9 protein-coding genes are annotated in these 15073 nt (G+C 59.3%); 3 read left to right on the forward strand and 6 right to left on the reverse strand.

Annotated elements, in window-relative coordinates:
* Positions 1–208 precede the first annotated feature (208 nt).
* Positions 209–2518 (reverse strand): peptidoglycan glycosyltransferase PbpC, encoded by a 2310-nt coding sequence (pbpC, locus tag EQV93_RS11375; RefSeq protein WP_240891693.1) that lies wholly within the window; start codon positions 2516–2518, stop codon positions 209–211.
* 119 nt (positions 2519–2637) lie between these two features.
* Here pbpC and EQV93_RS11380 point away from each other — a divergent pair, with 119 nt between their 5' ends.
* Positions 2638–2931 carry a hypothetical protein gene (locus EQV93_RS11380; RefSeq protein WP_122784985.1) on the forward strand — a complete coding sequence of 98 codons (294 nt, stop codon included), beginning with the start codon at positions 2638–2640 and terminating at the stop codon, positions 2929–2931.
* A 166-nt stretch (positions 2932–3097) separates the two neighbouring features.
* On the opposite strand, the gene EQV93_RS11385 is transcribed toward EQV93_RS11380, so the two are convergent.
* Positions 3098–7975, reverse strand: a complete 4878-nt coding sequence (locus tag EQV93_RS11385; RefSeq protein WP_240891588.1) for an alpha-2-macroglobulin family protein — start codon at positions 7973–7975, stop codon at positions 3098–3100.
* A gap of 391 nt (positions 7976–8366) precedes the next feature.
* Between EQV93_RS11385 and EQV93_RS11390 the strand changes: the two genes are divergently transcribed.
* Positions 8367–9710 carry an MATE family efflux transporter gene (locus EQV93_RS11390; RefSeq protein ID WP_122784987.1) on the forward strand — a complete coding sequence of 448 codons (1344 nt, stop codon included), beginning with the start codon at positions 8367–8369 and terminating at the stop codon, positions 9708–9710.
* A gap of 54 nt (positions 9711–9764) precedes the next feature.
* Here the strand turns inward: EQV93_RS11390 and speA are convergent, their stop codons facing one another.
* The 4 genes from speA to EQV93_RS11410 form a co-directional block, all read right to left on the reverse strand.
* Entirely contained in the window at positions 9765–11678 is a 1914-nt protein-coding gene (gene speA, locus EQV93_RS11395) for an arginine decarboxylase (protein ID WP_122784988.1), read from the reverse strand.
* Between the two features lie 213 nt (positions 11679–11891).
* Entirely contained in the window at positions 11892–12263 is a 372-nt protein-coding gene (locus EQV93_RS11400; RefSeq protein ID WP_122784989.1) for a translation initiation factor Sui1, read from the reverse strand.
* A 298-nt stretch (positions 12264–12561) separates the two neighbouring features.
* Entirely contained in the window at positions 12562–13104 is a 543-nt protein-coding gene (locus EQV93_RS11405; RefSeq protein WP_240891589.1) for an NUDIX hydrolase, read from the reverse strand.
* Positions 13105–13107: 3 nt separating this feature from the next.
* Positions 13108–14175 (reverse strand): DUF2333 family protein, encoded by a 1068-nt coding sequence (locus tag EQV93_RS11410; protein ID WP_122784992.1) that lies wholly within the window; start codon positions 14173–14175, stop codon positions 13108–13110.
* A 273-nt stretch (positions 14176–14448) separates the two neighbouring features.
* On the opposite strand from EQV93_RS11410, the gene EQV93_RS11415 reads away from it, so the two are divergent.
* Positions 14449–14976, forward strand: a complete 528-nt coding sequence (locus tag EQV93_RS11415; protein WP_146426544.1) for a hypothetical protein — start codon at positions 14449–14451, stop codon at positions 14974–14976.
* Positions 14977–15073: the final 97 nt, after the last annotated feature.

The raw sequence follows: 15073 nt of genomic DNA on the forward strand, positions 1-15073 counted from the left end.
TGTACACATAACAAACCAGGACGCACTTCCAGACAATTCACCCCTTGGTATTAACGCCTTATATAACGCACTGAGCCTCAACCTTAATAACTAATACTTTGGCGTTATTGGTTATTAAAAAACCCTGTGTTTTCAACAGGGCAGATGTTCAATCAATTAAACACGCACCTTCGCTACCCCTTAGGGTATAACCACAATTGATTGCTTGTTACTCCACCACATTGAACCCGACCCGCGCCGTTTGGCCGCTTTCATCCAGCACACTGAGTTCGTAACGGCCCACCTGCTCCAGTGCAGTGGTCAAGGTTTGCTCAAAGCCGCTGTCACCCAGCGGCCTGCCATTGAGAAACCACCAGCGCCGGCCATCGCCGCCCAACGCCGACAGGGTAAGCCGCACCACCGTCTGGCTTGACGCCGGGCTGCGCAGGCGATCCCCCTCGCGAACGCCGACAATGGTTAGCTGGGCGACTGAACTCAGCGCCGGCGGCGGGCACTGCGCCGAAGCCAGCGGCAAACGCGCTTCGCGCCGCTCAACACGAGGCAGCCAGGGTTCAAGCGGCGCGGGCCACAAGGCGACTACGCGAGGCGTAGCACCGGGGCAGTGCGGCCCCACTCGCAAGCCCTGCGGGTCAACCCAGATGGTTTCGCGCAAACCCGAACCCAAAGGCTGGTCGGCAGCCAGTAAGGTCGGCGGTGTGGTGTGGTCCAACGTCCAGGCAAAACGCTGACGCCGACAATTCACATCAGTGCGATTCAAGGGTTGCCCCAACGGCCAGCAGATTGCCGCGACGCCTACCGTATCGGGTACCGGTGGCACCGGGCTGACAATGCCGCGCTGGCTGTCGCGATTACTCAGCACATCGTGCACTTGCAACATCAGCGGCGCAGCCGACGCCAGACCAAATTGCCCCGGCACGGGTGTGCCATCGGGCCGGCCGATCCACACGCCGATCAAATAACGCGGCCCTACACCAATCGCCAGCGCATCGCGAAAGCCATAGCTGGTGCCGGTCTTCCAGGCCAGCGCCGGACGCTGAGCCAGTTCGGCCTTTGGATCGCGGTCGGGGCGGGCTTGCCCACTGAGAATGCGCCGGATGATCCATGCCGAACCCGGCGACAGCAGACGCCGCTCGCGCAGTTCGTCCTGTGGCTGTAAACGCAGGGCCGCACTTTTGCCGCCCCGCGCCAACGCGCTGTAACCACTGACCACGTCCTCCAGACGGCTGCCCGCCCCTCCCAGGATCAATGCCAGATTAGGCTCGGCCAACGCGGGCAGGCTGAGCGGCACACCACCATTGCGCAGCTCAGCGGCAAACCGCTTGGGCCCATACGCTTCGAGCAGTTGCACCGCCGGCAAGTTGAGCGACAGCGCCAATGCCGAGCTGGCGGACACCGGGCCACTGAAGCCCATCGAAAAGTTGCCCGGCCGGTAATCACCATAACGACGCGGCACGTCCTGCAGGAGCGATTCGGAGTGAATCAGTCCTGCGTCCATGGCCAGCCCGTATAAAAACGGTTTCAGCGTAGAGCCGGGCGAGCGCAGGGCATGGATCATGTCGACATGGCCAAAACGTCGCGCATCATTGATATCCACCGAGCCTAAATAAGCCCGAACGGCCATAGTCTCGGTTTCCACCACCACAATGGCCGCCGAGGTGCGATCGGGTAAACGAGCTCGCCAGCCCAGCAATAAATCTTCAAGGCGACGCTGCAAGCCAGCGTCAAGGGTGGTGCGAATCAAAGGCGGACTATGAGGACGGTTTAATCGGCGCGCCAGCAAGGGCGCCAGACTGGGCTCCAGACGCGGCGCCAGCAGCAAAGGCTCTTGCAGCGCCTCAGCCACCGCACCCTGCGGCCACACCTGATACTCGACAAGGCGACGCAGCACTTTGTCCCGCGCCACTTGCGCGCGCGCCGGGTAACGGTCAGGCCGCAGGCGGCTGGGCGCTTGCGGCAGCACCGCCAATAACGCGGCTTCAGAGCGAGTGAGGTGCAGCGGTGACTTGCCCAGATACGCCCAACTGGCGGCAGCGACGCCTTGCAGCGTGCCGCCAAACGGTGCGCGATTGAGGTACAGCGTAAGGATTTGCTCTTTGTTTAAATGCCATTCCAGCTGTGCCGTGCGCCACAACTGGCGCAATTTGCCGGTCAACGTGCGCTCATGCGGATCGAGCAAGCGCGCGACTTGCATCGACAGCGTGCTGCCGCCGGACAACACCCGCCCCCCGGTCAAGTTCTGCCAGGTGGCACGCCCCAGCGCCAACGGGTTTACCCCGCGGTGTTGATAAAACCAGCGGTCTTCATAGGTCAGCAACGCTTCAAGGTAATACGGCGACACCTCATTGAGGTGCACGGGATAGCGCCACACCCCCTGGGCATCAGCAAAACGCCATAGCGGTGTGCCATCTTCAGCCAGTACCACACGGGCCATATCGTCCTGCGGCAAGGGCAATGGCCAAAGTCGATCCGCCAGCCACAGCAGTACGCATCCCGCCAGCAGGCTGCCCGCACTCCACAAGACGATGTTTTTAAGACGAGAACTCACTCACACTCACTCGTAACGCAACTTTAAGCCATGACTGGTTGCCCAATGGCCATCTCTGGCACAGTGGCCATCTTATTGAACGGAATATATCCATGTACGTAGAAAGCTTCGCTGGAAACCTTGGCCTCTGGCTTGGCCAGATTGTGCACTTTATTGTTGAATCCTTAAGTGGTCTGTTCACGGCCATTACCCAGGCCGGCGGCAACTTCATTGACGGCATGGCCCGTGCCTTGGGCATGGACACTTCAATTGTCAGCATCGCGGTACTGGTGATCGGCTTGTTGTTTTTGTACAACGCCGTGCGCGCCTTTATGCGCGCCTCGATCATCGGTGGCGTGATCTGGCTGCTGTTGGGTTTGTGGATCTTGAGCTGGGTGATCAGCTAACCCCTGGCGCTCTTAACGTAGCAGTTGCCGAAGGCGACGTTCGGCGGCGTAGCCGTCGCAAAGCCTAAAGATGCGGTCTTCCAGGGTACACCGCGTGTCAGGCTTTACGACGGCTGCGCCGCCGGACGCAGCCTCGTTCCTTCGGCAGCTGCTACGAGCAAGTCTTTTACCGGCCTTTTATCACCATCTCCCCCGGTGTTTCGCCCACGGCTTGCCAGTTCGGACGGTACATGGACTCCACCTGCGGCGGGGGTACCCGGTAAGTGCCCGGCGTGACTGCCCGGGCCAGATACAGCAGGTGCGCAGTGCCGCTGCCCTCCAGTTTCAACGCAGCCACATAACGATCATCGCGGTATTCCTGATGCTCCACATTGGCGTTTTGCATGGCCTCGCGCCATTGCTTGACCTCAGTGCTGGCATTCTCAAGGCTGGCAGCACTTTGCCCCAGGTTCTGGTTTTCCAGCTCAAGACCTGCGGGCAGTAAATCCACCACCAAGGCATCCGGCACCGACTGTTTGGCCGTGACCGCGATATGAACCAGCACCAGATCACCACTTTTCAAAGCGTTGAGATCAAGCGGCTCGCCATTCATGCCCAGATACTCACGGCGAATGCTCATGTTTTCACCCCCCGCCACCGGAGCCTGCTGTGGATAACCCGAAATCGTCAGCTGCTGATACACCGTGTCGAGACCTTCGTTACGCACGCTCAGCGGTGTACCCAGCAGCGGCCCGTCGAGCTTCACGCCCGACTGGCGATTGTTCAGCTCGCGGATTTGACCGCCACTGTTGAGTTGAGCTGACCAGTCAACTTCTGGCTTGCTCAACAGATCACGCCCCGCTAGGAACAGCGAATTGCGTTCTTGGGTCGATAGCCAAGCACTCGCCGCCAGCTGGTCTGACAATTCAAACAGACGCTGTTCACGCTGCGCAGTCATCAAGTCGTTCTCTTCCAGCAACGCCAGAATCAATGCCTGATCGCGTAGCGGGCTGCCGTAATCGCCCAACCATTGATCGCCTTTGCGGGTTACGGCCAAGCCCGCCACCAACGCCTGATCGGCACGCGGCTGGTCGCCCATCTTCTGCAAGGCAATCGACAGTTGCACCAGCGGCAGACCGGACAAGGCATCGCTGCGTCGCTCAAAAATGCTGCGCAATGCGCCCAGTGGCGCCTGCTGGCTGCGAGCCAACACCAATGCGGCATACGCTTGAACGGCAAAACGGGTGTGATTGAGATTGTCGCTGTAATCGGCCTCAATCAGATTACGTTCTTGCACATAGCGCATCAGGCGTTGGCTGGCCTGTTGCAGCGCCTGGCGTGGCACTGCATAGCCTTGATCCCGCGCGCGCAACAGGAAGTCAGTGATGTATGCGGTCAGCCAGTACTCCTCCTGACCGTCCGCGCCCCACAGGCCAAAGCTGCCGTTATAGCGCTGCATGCCTAAAAGACGCTCGATACCCAACTCGATTTTTCGTGTGCGCTCGGCGTCCGGTTCACCTTCAAGCCCCAGCCGTTTGAGCAACGCCGCATCGGCATACAGCGCCGGGTACAGGCCACTGGTGGTTTGTTCGGAGCAACCATACGGATAGGCTTTAAGCGCACGTATTTGCTCGCCCAGGTTCAACGGCGGGCGGTTCGACAAGCTCAACAATGCCTCTCGCCCCTCGGGCTCAAAGGCTTGCAACTCACCCTCAGGCAAAGTCCACGGCTGATCCTTGAGCACAGCGCGGTAGTGCTTGAGCATGGCCGGATACGCCGGGCGCACACCCAGGGTCCACTCGCGGCTGAACGGCGCCAGGGTTTCACCCGGCAGGTTGAGGCCGTTGACCGTCAACTTGACCACACCACTGCCGTAGCCGCCCTGGGCCTTGACCGGGATCTGCAATGTGCTGCGCTCGCCGGGGCTGAGGGTGACACTCTGCTGTGCATTGCCGAGCAGACTGAGCTGCCCCTCGGCTTCGAGTTGCACCTTCAGTGTTTGCGGGATGTCGGTCAGGTTGGACAGGTCCAACGCCAGACGGGTCTGGTCACCCCCCGCCAAAAAGCGCGGCGCAGCCAGCTCCGCCACCAGGGGCGCTGCCACTACGGTTTTGGCCTGCGCCATGCCGTAGCGGTCGTCCGTCCAGGCCTGGGCCATCAGCCGCAACTCGCCATTGAAGTCGGGGATATTCACGCTGACCTCGCCTTCGCCGTGCTCGTTCAGCGTCACCGGTGCGCTTTGCAGTGCCACGATGTTCACGCTGGTCGCAGGCCGTTTACCGCCTTTGGCCAGCGCCGCATCACCGCCGAAAGCCAGACTGGCCAAACGCCCCTGCCCGGCTTCGATCAATTGCCCATAAATGTCTAACTGATCCGCGCCATACGCCTTGCGCCCAAACAGGCTGGCGTACGGATCGGGAGTCGGATAGTCGGTGATATTCAGCACGCCGGCATCTACGGCGGCGAGCAACACATGAGCGCTTTCAGGGATGCTGCCGTCTGCATTTTTGACTTTAAACTTAACGGTCAACGGCTGCTTGGGACGCATTTTCTCGGGGGCATCCAGGGTCAACGACAACTTGCGCTGACTGCGATCCAGCGGCAAGTGCAATACCCCGACCGCTCGCTTGGGCGTGACATTGGTTTTGCGTTCGCCGGGACGAATTACCAGCGCGCTGATGTACAAATCGTGGCGCGCCCAGCTCGGGTCGAGTTTGACGTCAAAGGTCTTGCCCTCGGCGGGCACCTCGATTTCTTCCCACCACAGAGGGCCATCGCTGCCTTCAACCAGCAGATAGCCTTTACCCGGTGCCGGCGGCGTGACCGTGACCAGGGCGGTTTCGCCCTCTGCATACGCGGCTTTATCCAGTGCCAGTTTGACCTGATCCGGCCGTACGGCACCGCCTTCGGCGTTGTCTTGCGCACGATAACCGGCCCAGAACCTCATGCTGCTGACCAGACCGGTACTCGGGTCCTCAACTTCAACCCGGTAAGGGCCCCACTCCACCGGGAAGCTGACCTTGGCGGTTTCTCCAACTTTCAGGTTGACGGTTTCTTCGTTCAGGTTGAGAAACTTCTCGTTGTAGTGATAGCTCCAGCCATCGCTGTCGGAGTAGTTCCAGTAGTAATCGCGGCGCTCGCGCACCAGTCGAACCTTGAGGTTTTCAGCCGCCAGCTTATGGCCGTCCTTGTCTGCTACCAGCAGTTCAAACTCAACCGGACCATCGCCGTCGGTTTCAGTGCCTTCAAACAGACCGCGAACACCGGGTACTCGCTCGGCGGGCCACACCGGTTGTACCAGTCGGCGGGTGATCGGACGCCCGCCCGACTCTTGCAAGCTGGCCTGAACAATCAGTTGCAGCGGTGACTTGGCCTGGCTCCACTGGCTTTGCAGGTGAAGGGTTTGTTTACCTTCGGCATCCAGAACGCTCTCGTCCAGTTCCAGATCCTGAGTCAGCTCGCTCTCGGTCACCGAACCAAATTGATAGCCCGGCAAACTGCTGACGGCCTCACGCAACGGGCGCACATAGACTTGCCCACTGAGCCGATTACCGGCTGCCGGTGCGCCGTACAGATAACGACCTGTCACTTCAATGTCAGCGGTTTGATCGGGGCTCAACGGCGTATCGCTTCCCTTTAGCTCTAGGGCCATGCGCTCGGGCAAGAAGTCTTCGACCAAAAACTCATAGAGCTGCGGCTTGCCGTCCCCCAGGTCGAAGACCAACTGCCAGCGCCCGGTCGGCGCCTCGCCAGCCAGTTGCAGCGGGTATTGATAAAAACCCGAGGCATCCGGCGACCAGACAAACTTGCGACTGACTTGCTCGTCGGGGCGGCGCACCTCAACCGTGACCGGTTGCGGCGTGACCGGCTTGCCATCGCGGTCACGCAACAAGGCATTGAGCAACACGGTTTCACCGGGGCGATAGAGATCGCGCGGGCCGAACACAAAGAACTGCAATGGGTGCGCGGTCGGGCCGCCAATGTCGAATTCGGCCAGATCCAGCGCCGCGGTATTCAGACGCAACAGGCTGGTCTGGTCGCCTTGGCGGGCAAGCAGAACTTCAGCCTTGGGTGCCAGCGCGAGTTGCGCATGGCCAGCCTTATCCGTTTTGCCTTGCGCCAGTCGCTTGCCTTTGCCGTCGAGCAGTTCCAGCTCCACATCGGCCAATACCTTGCCGCCTTCCAGGGCCTGAGTGAACACGTCCAGGCGTTTCTGATAACGGTGTACGGACAGGCCTATATCACTGAGGGTGAACAGCGTGGCGGGGGTCGAATAGTTATAACTGCCTGAGGCTTTCATCACCGCCATATAGACGCCGGGTTGCTGTAACGCTTTGATCCCGGAGGTGGGCAGGATGAGGGTTTCGCGCGTGTTACGCGCCGGGTTCAGATCAAAACGGCCACCGTAAACCAGATCCGCCATGCTCAGCAGGTCCTTGGCTTCGTAGCTTTGCAGGCTACTGTTGCGCCCCCACTGGGTCAGAAAGGCCGGCAATGACTCGGGTTTGACCCGGAAGAAATCAACATCGACTTTATCGACATTCAGCGCAATGACCGGCAAGCCTTCTGCCAGCCGCGTGGGCAGCACACTGCCTCGGCTGGCAAACCCTACAGTGGGTTGCAGGTCGCGGGTTTCCAGGCGGGCGGTGTACTCGGCGGCCAGTGTGGCGCCGTTCACCGCGCGCAAACCGGGATCAACCGTCAGGATCAACTTGCGGTGTGGTTCGAGATGGCGCAGGCGCAGTTCCATCAGGTTATTGGAAAGCTCCCAGGCGCCATCGACCTTACCGGTTTTGGCGTCCACCAGGTGCAATTTGTCGGTAAAGTTTTGCTGCGGGTCCAGCGGCACCGAGAAGCTGACAGACAACGTACTGGCACCGTCCAACTGTACCTCGGAGACGTCCACCACACTTAACTCGCGCCCGGCATAGCGCTCGGCCAGCACCTTGACGTCCGCAACCGGTTGGGCTTTGGCCGTTGGTGTATCGGACGTTCCCGAGGATGAAGAGTCGCAAGCGCTCAGCAGCGCTAACGCGCAAGCCAGAAACAATCCTTTGTTCAGCATGGGGTACTCATTGACTGGGCAGTTAAGGGGTCGACTATATAACAGCCCGTGGTGAACGGCAGCCCCTCACCCCAACCCTCTCCCGTGGGAGAGGGAGCTGACCTGCTTTGAGTCCCCCTCTCCCTCCGGGAGAGGGTTGGGGTGAGGGCTACCTTTGCCTTTAGTCCCCTCTCCCTCCGGGAGAGGGTTAGGGTGAGGGCTGCCTTTGCCTTTAGTCCCCTCTCCCTCCGGGAGAGGGTTGGGGTGAGGGCTGCCTTTGCCTTTAGTCCCCTCTCCCTCTGGGAGAGGGTTAGGGTGAGGGCTGCCTTTGCCTTTAGTCCCCTCTCCCTCCGGGAGAGGGTTAGGGTGAGGGCTGGCTTGGGCTACAATCGCGCTCCCTCAAGGAGCCTGCATGTCCTCTTCCCTCTTAGCTGACTGGCGCGACCGCCCCACCCATCGCCGAGTGTGGGCGCTGGCGGCGCCCATGATTCTGTCGAATATCTCAGTGCCGCTGGTCGCTCTGGTCGACAGCACCGTCATTGGTCATTTGCCCCACGCTCACCAACTGGGCGCAGTGGCCGTCGGTGCCAGCCTGTATATCTTCCTGGCCTGGATGATGGGCTTTCTGCGCATGGGCACCACCGGCTTTGCCGCGCAGGCCGCCGGGCGTGGCGATGGCAACGCATTACGGCAAATCTTGCTGCAAGGCCTGTTACTCGCCGCAGGGCTTTCCCTGCTGCTGGGCGCTATTGCAATCCCGTTCAGCGGCGTGGCCCTGAGCCTGATGCAACCCTCAGCCGAGCTGCATGAGCTGACGCTGGAGTTCTTCCACATCCGGCTCTGGGGTTTGCCCGCCGCGCTGGCCAGCTATGCGCTGGTCGGCTGGTTTCTGGGCACGCAGAACGCCCGTGCGCCGCTGGCCATTCTGCTGACGACCAATCTGGTGAATATCGCGCTTAACCTCTGGTTTGTGCTCGGACTGGACTGGGGAGTCGCCGGTTCGGCCCGGGCATCGGTGATTGCCGAGTGGAGCGGTGCCCTGCTCGGCCTGTACCTGACACGCGGGGCATTGCGCGTGTATCCGGGCAAGGTGCTGTGGGCCGCATTGCGCGTGTGGCGCAACTGGCAGCCATTGCTGGGGGTTAACCGCGACATTTTCATACGCAGCCTGGTGCTGCAATCCGTGTTCTTTTCCATCACTTTGCAAGGCGCCCGCCTGGGTGACGCCACCGTGGCGGCCAATGCGCTGCTGCTTAACGGCCTGTTGCTGACCGCCCATGCGCTGGATGGTCTGGCCCACGCGGTTGAAGCCTTGTGCGGGCACGCCATCGGCGCTCGTGACCGCGAGGCGCTGCGACGCTCGATGGTGGTTGCGTGCGGCTGGTCACTGCTGGCCAGTCTGGCCTTTACGCTGCTGTTTCTGTTGGGCGGGCATTTGTTTGTGCAGATGCAAACCGATATCGCCAGCGTGCGAGAAACTGCCTTCCAGTACTTGCCATACCTTGCGGTGCTGCCGTTGATTGCCGTGTGGAGTTACTTGCTGGACGGCTTGTTTATCGGCGCGACCCGCGCCCGCGAAATGCGCAATGCCATGCTCATCAGTGCCGTGATCGCCTTCCCTGTGGCCTGGGCGCTGCACGGCTATGGCAATCACGGCCTGTGGATAAGTTTCTTGCTGTTTATGGTGCTGCGCAGCGCCACACTGGGTGTCTATGCGTGGCGCATGCAGCGTCGGGATCAATGGTTCAACTCATAAAAAAACGCCGCCCCCCAGTACGGGAAGCGGCGTTTTTTTACAGCTTCGCGAAACTTACGAAGACAGGTACGAGGAACGCGTCAGGCCCAGACGCAGCGCGTCCAGATATTGGGTGCGCTCTTTGACGCTGATGTTGGCGCTGGCCACTTTGTCGCGGTAGTGAGTCATCAACTCCTCCGGCGACAAGTGCACGTAACGCAGCATGTCTTCGATGGTGTCGTGGGTCTCGATACCGGCGTGGTACACGCTGCCATCCGGGTTCTGGTAGATGTTCACCGAGTCGGTATCACCAAACAGGTTGTGCATGTCACCCAGAATTTCCTGATAGGCGCCAACCAGGAAGATGCCCAGCAGATAGTCTTCGCCTTCGTTCAGACCATGCACCGGCAGGCTGGTTTCGATGCTTTGCTCGTCAACGTATTGCTTGATCTTGCCGTCAGAGTCGCAGGTCAGATCTTGCAGCACGGCGCGACGCAGCGGCTCTTCGTTCAGGCGGTGCAACGGCAGAATCGGCAACACCTGGCCAATCGCCCACGTGTCCGGCAGGCTCTGGAAGACCGAGAAGTTGCAGATGTACTTGTCGGCCAGCTTGTCGTTGAGTTCGTCCAGCACCTGACGGTGCGAACGCTGACGCGCTTTCAACGAGTTGTGCAGGCGACGGCACACCGCAAAGTAGCACTGCTCGGCCAGGGCTTTTTCAGCCAGGTTGATCTTGCCGTCTGCGTACTGGGCCGCGATGTCGCTCATGTAGTGCGTGGCACGCCAGTAGGTTTCGGTGACCATCTCAATGTCGGTCGGGCCTAGCAGGTCAACCAGCCATTGCACGGTTTCCGGCAGGCTTTCCTTGTTCTGGATCTCGGGCACGTCGTCGTTGTGCTTCTCGACGTCGGTCACTTGCACCACCAGCATGGCGTGGTGGGCAGTCAGCGAACGGCCGCTTTCAGAGAAAATGTGCGGGTGCGGCAGGCTTTGCGCATCGCAGAACTCTTTCAGCATGCCGACCACTACGCCAGCGTAGTCGTCCATGTCGTAGTTGATCGAGCTGGCATTGCGCGAGTGCGTGCCGTCGTAGTCAACACCCAGGCCACCGCCCACGTCGATATGGTCAACCGGCAGGCCGAGGTTACGCAGCTCGCCGTAGTAACGAATCGCTTCCTTGAAACCGTGCTGGTAGTCCGCCAGGTTGGCGATCTGCGAGCCCATATGGAAGTGCAGCAGGCGGATGCCTTGATCCAGGCCCGCGGCGCGGAAGCGCTCAACCACCGACAGCAACTGTGCAGCAGACAGACCGAACTTGGACTTCTCACCGCCGGTGTCCGCCCACTTGCTCGACGCCAACGACGACAGGCGCACGCGCAGGCCAACCTGTGGCTTGACCTTGAGCGAGGCCGCTTCTTCGATCACCAGATCAACTTCGGATTCTTTCTCGATCACGATAAATACGTTGTGACCCAGCTTTTGGCCCATCAGCGCCAGACGAATGAACTCACGGTCCTTGTAGCCGTTGCAAACAATGGTGCCGCCTTTGGGGGCCAGCGCCAGCACGGCCAGCAACTCAGGCTTGGAACCGGCTTCAAGGCCAATCGACACGTCCTTGGTGGCGATGATGTTTTCGATCACCGCTTCTTGCTGGTTAACCTTGATCGGGTACAGCGCGGTGTACTGACTCTGGTATTCCAGACGCTCGATATTGGCATCGAAAGCGCCGGTCAGCTGGCGTACACGGTCTTGCAAAATATCGGGAAAACGCACCAGCAATGGCAAGGACAAGCCACTTTTGCGCAGTTCGTCGACTTGCTCGTACAGATCGATGGGCGAACTGTTCGGGCCGTTCGGACGGACTTCTACGCGACCGGCTTCATTGATCGCGAAATACCCGGCCCCCCAATGGCGAATCCCATAAACACTGCGGCTGTCCGCAACTGTCCATTGGCTGCCATCGTCTTTGCGTGTGCGTCGTACGGACATCGAAGTCCCCTATATAAGTCAAAAAGCCCAACCTGATCGCAGGCTGGCGCAGTCTAAAGCGTGAAAGTGACGATTCGTCTGTGCAGGGTAGACCGCTGCAACAGCTCGGAGTTTAGAAACCCGTCAGAACAGGTTCTGTGAAAACCATGGCCAGCAGTGCCTGAAGCCCTTAAGGACAGCAGCACAGCTCTACGGTGGTCTTCACAGAAGCTGCTAACCGCCAGACTTCTTGGCTTTGAACCCGTGCTTGATCAACTCGCCAAGCAGCAGTTCGACGTGATCACCCTGGATCTCGATAATGCCGTCTTTCAATGCACCGCCTGTACCACAGCGTTTTTTCAACGTTGTGGCCAGCTCTTTGAGGGCATCTTCAGCCAGTGGCACGCCGGTTATTGTCGTAACCGTCTTGCCACCACGGCCCTTGCTTTCGCGGCGCACGCGAGCAATGCCATCACCGGCAGGGATCTGGGTTTGTTTGCAGGTACAGGCGTCCACCGGCTGACGACAGTCCGGACAGTGACGACCTGCGTCGGTGGAAAATACCAGGCCACCAAGGGCGGCGAAGGATGCGGCTTTTTTGGCCACCGGCAATCCTCATATGGAGGACAAAGAATTGGCCGGTGCAGGACGCGGGAGCGCCACGCTATACCGACCGCGAAGCCCCACTCTGGCAGGGGCAGCGCAACTCGGGCGGGAAAACCGCCCGAGCCTGAAAAAGGTCGCGCAGTGTAACGACAATTTCGCCGTGGCCCAAGAGCCAATTGGCGCCAATTTACAAATCCTGCGCCTTAACCGGTAGCCGCTGCCGCAGGCTGCGACAAGGGCTATCGGGCCTTGAGAATTTCGGGGCCGCTATGCACCCCATCGCAGCCTTCGGCAGCGGCTACAGGGTTTGGCTTTGAGCAAGATACCGTTTCAGGGCATCCAGTGAGTCGGGGCAGAAATTCTGCTGTTCACTCAAATGCAACGCTTCGGCTACCGGCATAAATAACGCCTGCTGAACCTCTTCAGGTTGAACCCGCAACGGGCCATCCCAAACCGCCGAAAACACGCCGCACCACAGATGGTTTTGCGGGCCCTCAAAATAGAAACGCTCATGGGCCGTCAGCGGCACATTTCTGACGCCCAGTTCTTCATCCAACTCGCGGGCGGCCGACTCGGCGTAGCTTTCATTCACGCCCACCATGCCGCCTGCCGCCACATCCCAAAACCCCGGGTACAACGCTTTGCTCAAGGTGCGCTGATGTACGCACAATTCGCCCGACGAGTTGAACAAAAGAATGAACGTGCCGCGCCCGATCAACCCTTGCTCGCGCAGTTCATGACGCGGTTTGGCACCGAGCACGCGGTCATCACGGTCGACCCAGACCACTTGTTCAACATCCGAGGCCGCACGGTGCGCGGCCTCATTGACTGATATAGACATGCCTTAGCCTTGTGACAGCAGTTGACGCAAGTCCATGACCGCCGCGTTGGCGCGGGAAATATAGTTGGCCATGACCAGCGAGTGGTTGGCCAAGACACCATAGCCACTACCATTGAGAATCATCGGGCTCCATACCGGCTCTTGCGCAGCTTCCAGTTCACGAATGATCTGACGCACGCTCACCGTGGCGTTCTTCTTGGCCAGTACATCGGCAAAGTCGACCTCAATGGCCCGCAGCAAGTGCGACAACGCCCACGCTTGGCCACGCGCTTCATAGAACACGTTATCAATCTGCATCCACGGTGTTTCGACAATTTCTTCGTCAACCACCGGGACTTGCCCCGGTTGCAAGCTCTCGGTTTTCAGCGCGCTATTGAGCTTCACACGCCCCACGCTCGCCGACAGACGCTGCGACAGCGAGCCCAAACGGGTACCCACATCGCCCAACCAGTTGTTCAGGTTGTCGGCTCGTGCATAAAACAGCGCGTTTTTCTGACTCGGATCAGACAGTCGCGCCTGATAACGGCTCAGAGAATTGATGCCTTCCTGATATTCGGATTCGCTGGACGGCAGCATCCAGCTCTTGTTATCAAAGTTGAAGCGCGGTTCGGCCTTGGCCAGATCAGCATCTTCAGCCGACTGTGATTGCGAACGGGCAAAGTCTTTACGCAAGGCGCGGGTCAGGTCACGCACCTGCACCAGCACGCCATATTCCCAGCTGGGAATGTTGTCGAGCAGCACACCCGGCGGCAGACGGTCATTGGACAAATACCCCCCAGGCTTATTCAGCAATGTACCGGCTACCGTTTTAAGGGTTTCGACGGTGGTGAAGCCCGGCACCATTTGCTTGCCTTCTTTTTCGGCGGCCATTTGCGCATTTTGCTGAACCGGGAACAAGTCAGGCTCCTGGCTCCAATACCATCCCAGACCCAGGCATACCACCACGTAAATGCCGAGCAAAACGGCAATGGAGCGGCTAAGCAGAATACTTTTGAAATAGCCACGCGGCTGCGCGTGGCTTTCCTTGACCGACTCGCGGGCACTGCCCTCACGTTTCTTCCAGTCCAGCATGGCCATATCCTTTCAATATCAGGTTCAACAATTCGACCACAACCCTAACCCATCGTGCTGCCTGTAGGTGCACGTTTTTAAATCAAGGCTTAATGCATCTCTTTTTCAGAATGGCCTTGTCCCGTCATTCGACTGACACCCTATAGAAGAGTACTTAGGCTGCCACCCGCCCTCCACCTGATACTTATGACAGTAGCCGTTCTGGCTCAGAGGCGTTTTACTTGACCCGCGTTTTAAACGATTGAAACCCTGTATTTCACAGGCGGCACTGCCATGAGAATCGTCATTTTCATTGTGCTTCTGCTCTTCGTCCCGCCCGGCAACAGCGCAACCTTGCATATAGAAAACAACTCCAGATACCTCGCCGTCATTATTCAAAACACGGGCGGCTATCCCTGTTTACACCCCCCCGAAACAGTCAACCCGTGCTTGGTGCCTCCGCAAGCCCACTTTGCTTATGAGCTGGTGGACGATGAAGTCGCAAACGAGAGGCTGTTTATTGTTTCGATGCCCGCCCAACTGGACGCTACCCATGACGCGCTTAATAAACACCCGTTCAAAAGTGTCGCCAGCTATACGTATCGACCCAGCGGCCCGTTGAGATATGAACAACTGACGTGCCACACCCCGACAAATGAAGGGATCGGTATTCGGCTCGTACTGGAAGGCATTGCTGATGTTACGTGCAATGTCGCCAACGATCAGCGTGTGACATGGGTCTATAAACGTAACGACATCAACTTGAAGTTGATCCTCTATGACCTTCCCCCCCTCAAAAACCCGTATCGCTCCAATCCATAACAATACGACGCGTGCACGCGCGCTTCCGGGCATCGGGTATCAGCACAGCTCAGGCCACTCCGTTATCATGCGCCCACGTTTGATTTGCGAGGGTCCT

It is taken from the genome of Pseudomonas sp. TMW22091, from assembly GCF_022496705.1.
In the GTDB taxonomy this organism is placed as follows: Bacteria; Pseudomonadota; Gammaproteobacteria; order Pseudomonadales; family Pseudomonadaceae; genus Aquipseudomonas; species Aquipseudomonas saxonica.

Coding starts and splice junctions, on each gene's coding strand:
- EQV93_RS11380 (WP_122784985.1), top strand. CDS start 2,638: ATGTACGTAGAAAGCTTCGCTGGAAACCTTGGCCTCTGGCTTGGCCAG.
- EQV93_RS11385 (WP_240891588.1), bottom strand. CDS start 7,975: ATGCTGAACAAAGGATTGTTTCTGGCTTGCGCGTTAGCGCTGCTGAGC.
- EQV93_RS11405 (WP_240891589.1), bottom strand. CDS start 13,104: ATGTCTATATCAGTCAATGAGGCCGCGCACCGTGCGGCCTCGGATGTT.
- EQV93_RS11410 (WP_122784992.1), bottom strand. CDS start 14,175: ATGCTGGACTGGAAGAAACGTGAGGGCAGTGCCCGCGAGTCGGTCAAG.
- speA (WP_122784988.1), bottom strand. CDS start 11,678: ATGTCCGTACGACGCACACGCAAAGACGATGGCAGCCAATGGACAGTT.
- EQV93_RS11390 (WP_122784987.1), top strand. CDS start 8,367: ATGTCCTCTTCCCTCTTAGCTGACTGGCGCGACCGCCCCACCCATCGC.
- EQV93_RS11415 (WP_146426544.1), top strand. CDS start 14,449: ATGAGAATCGTCATTTTCATTGTGCTTCTGCTCTTCGTCCCGCCCGGC.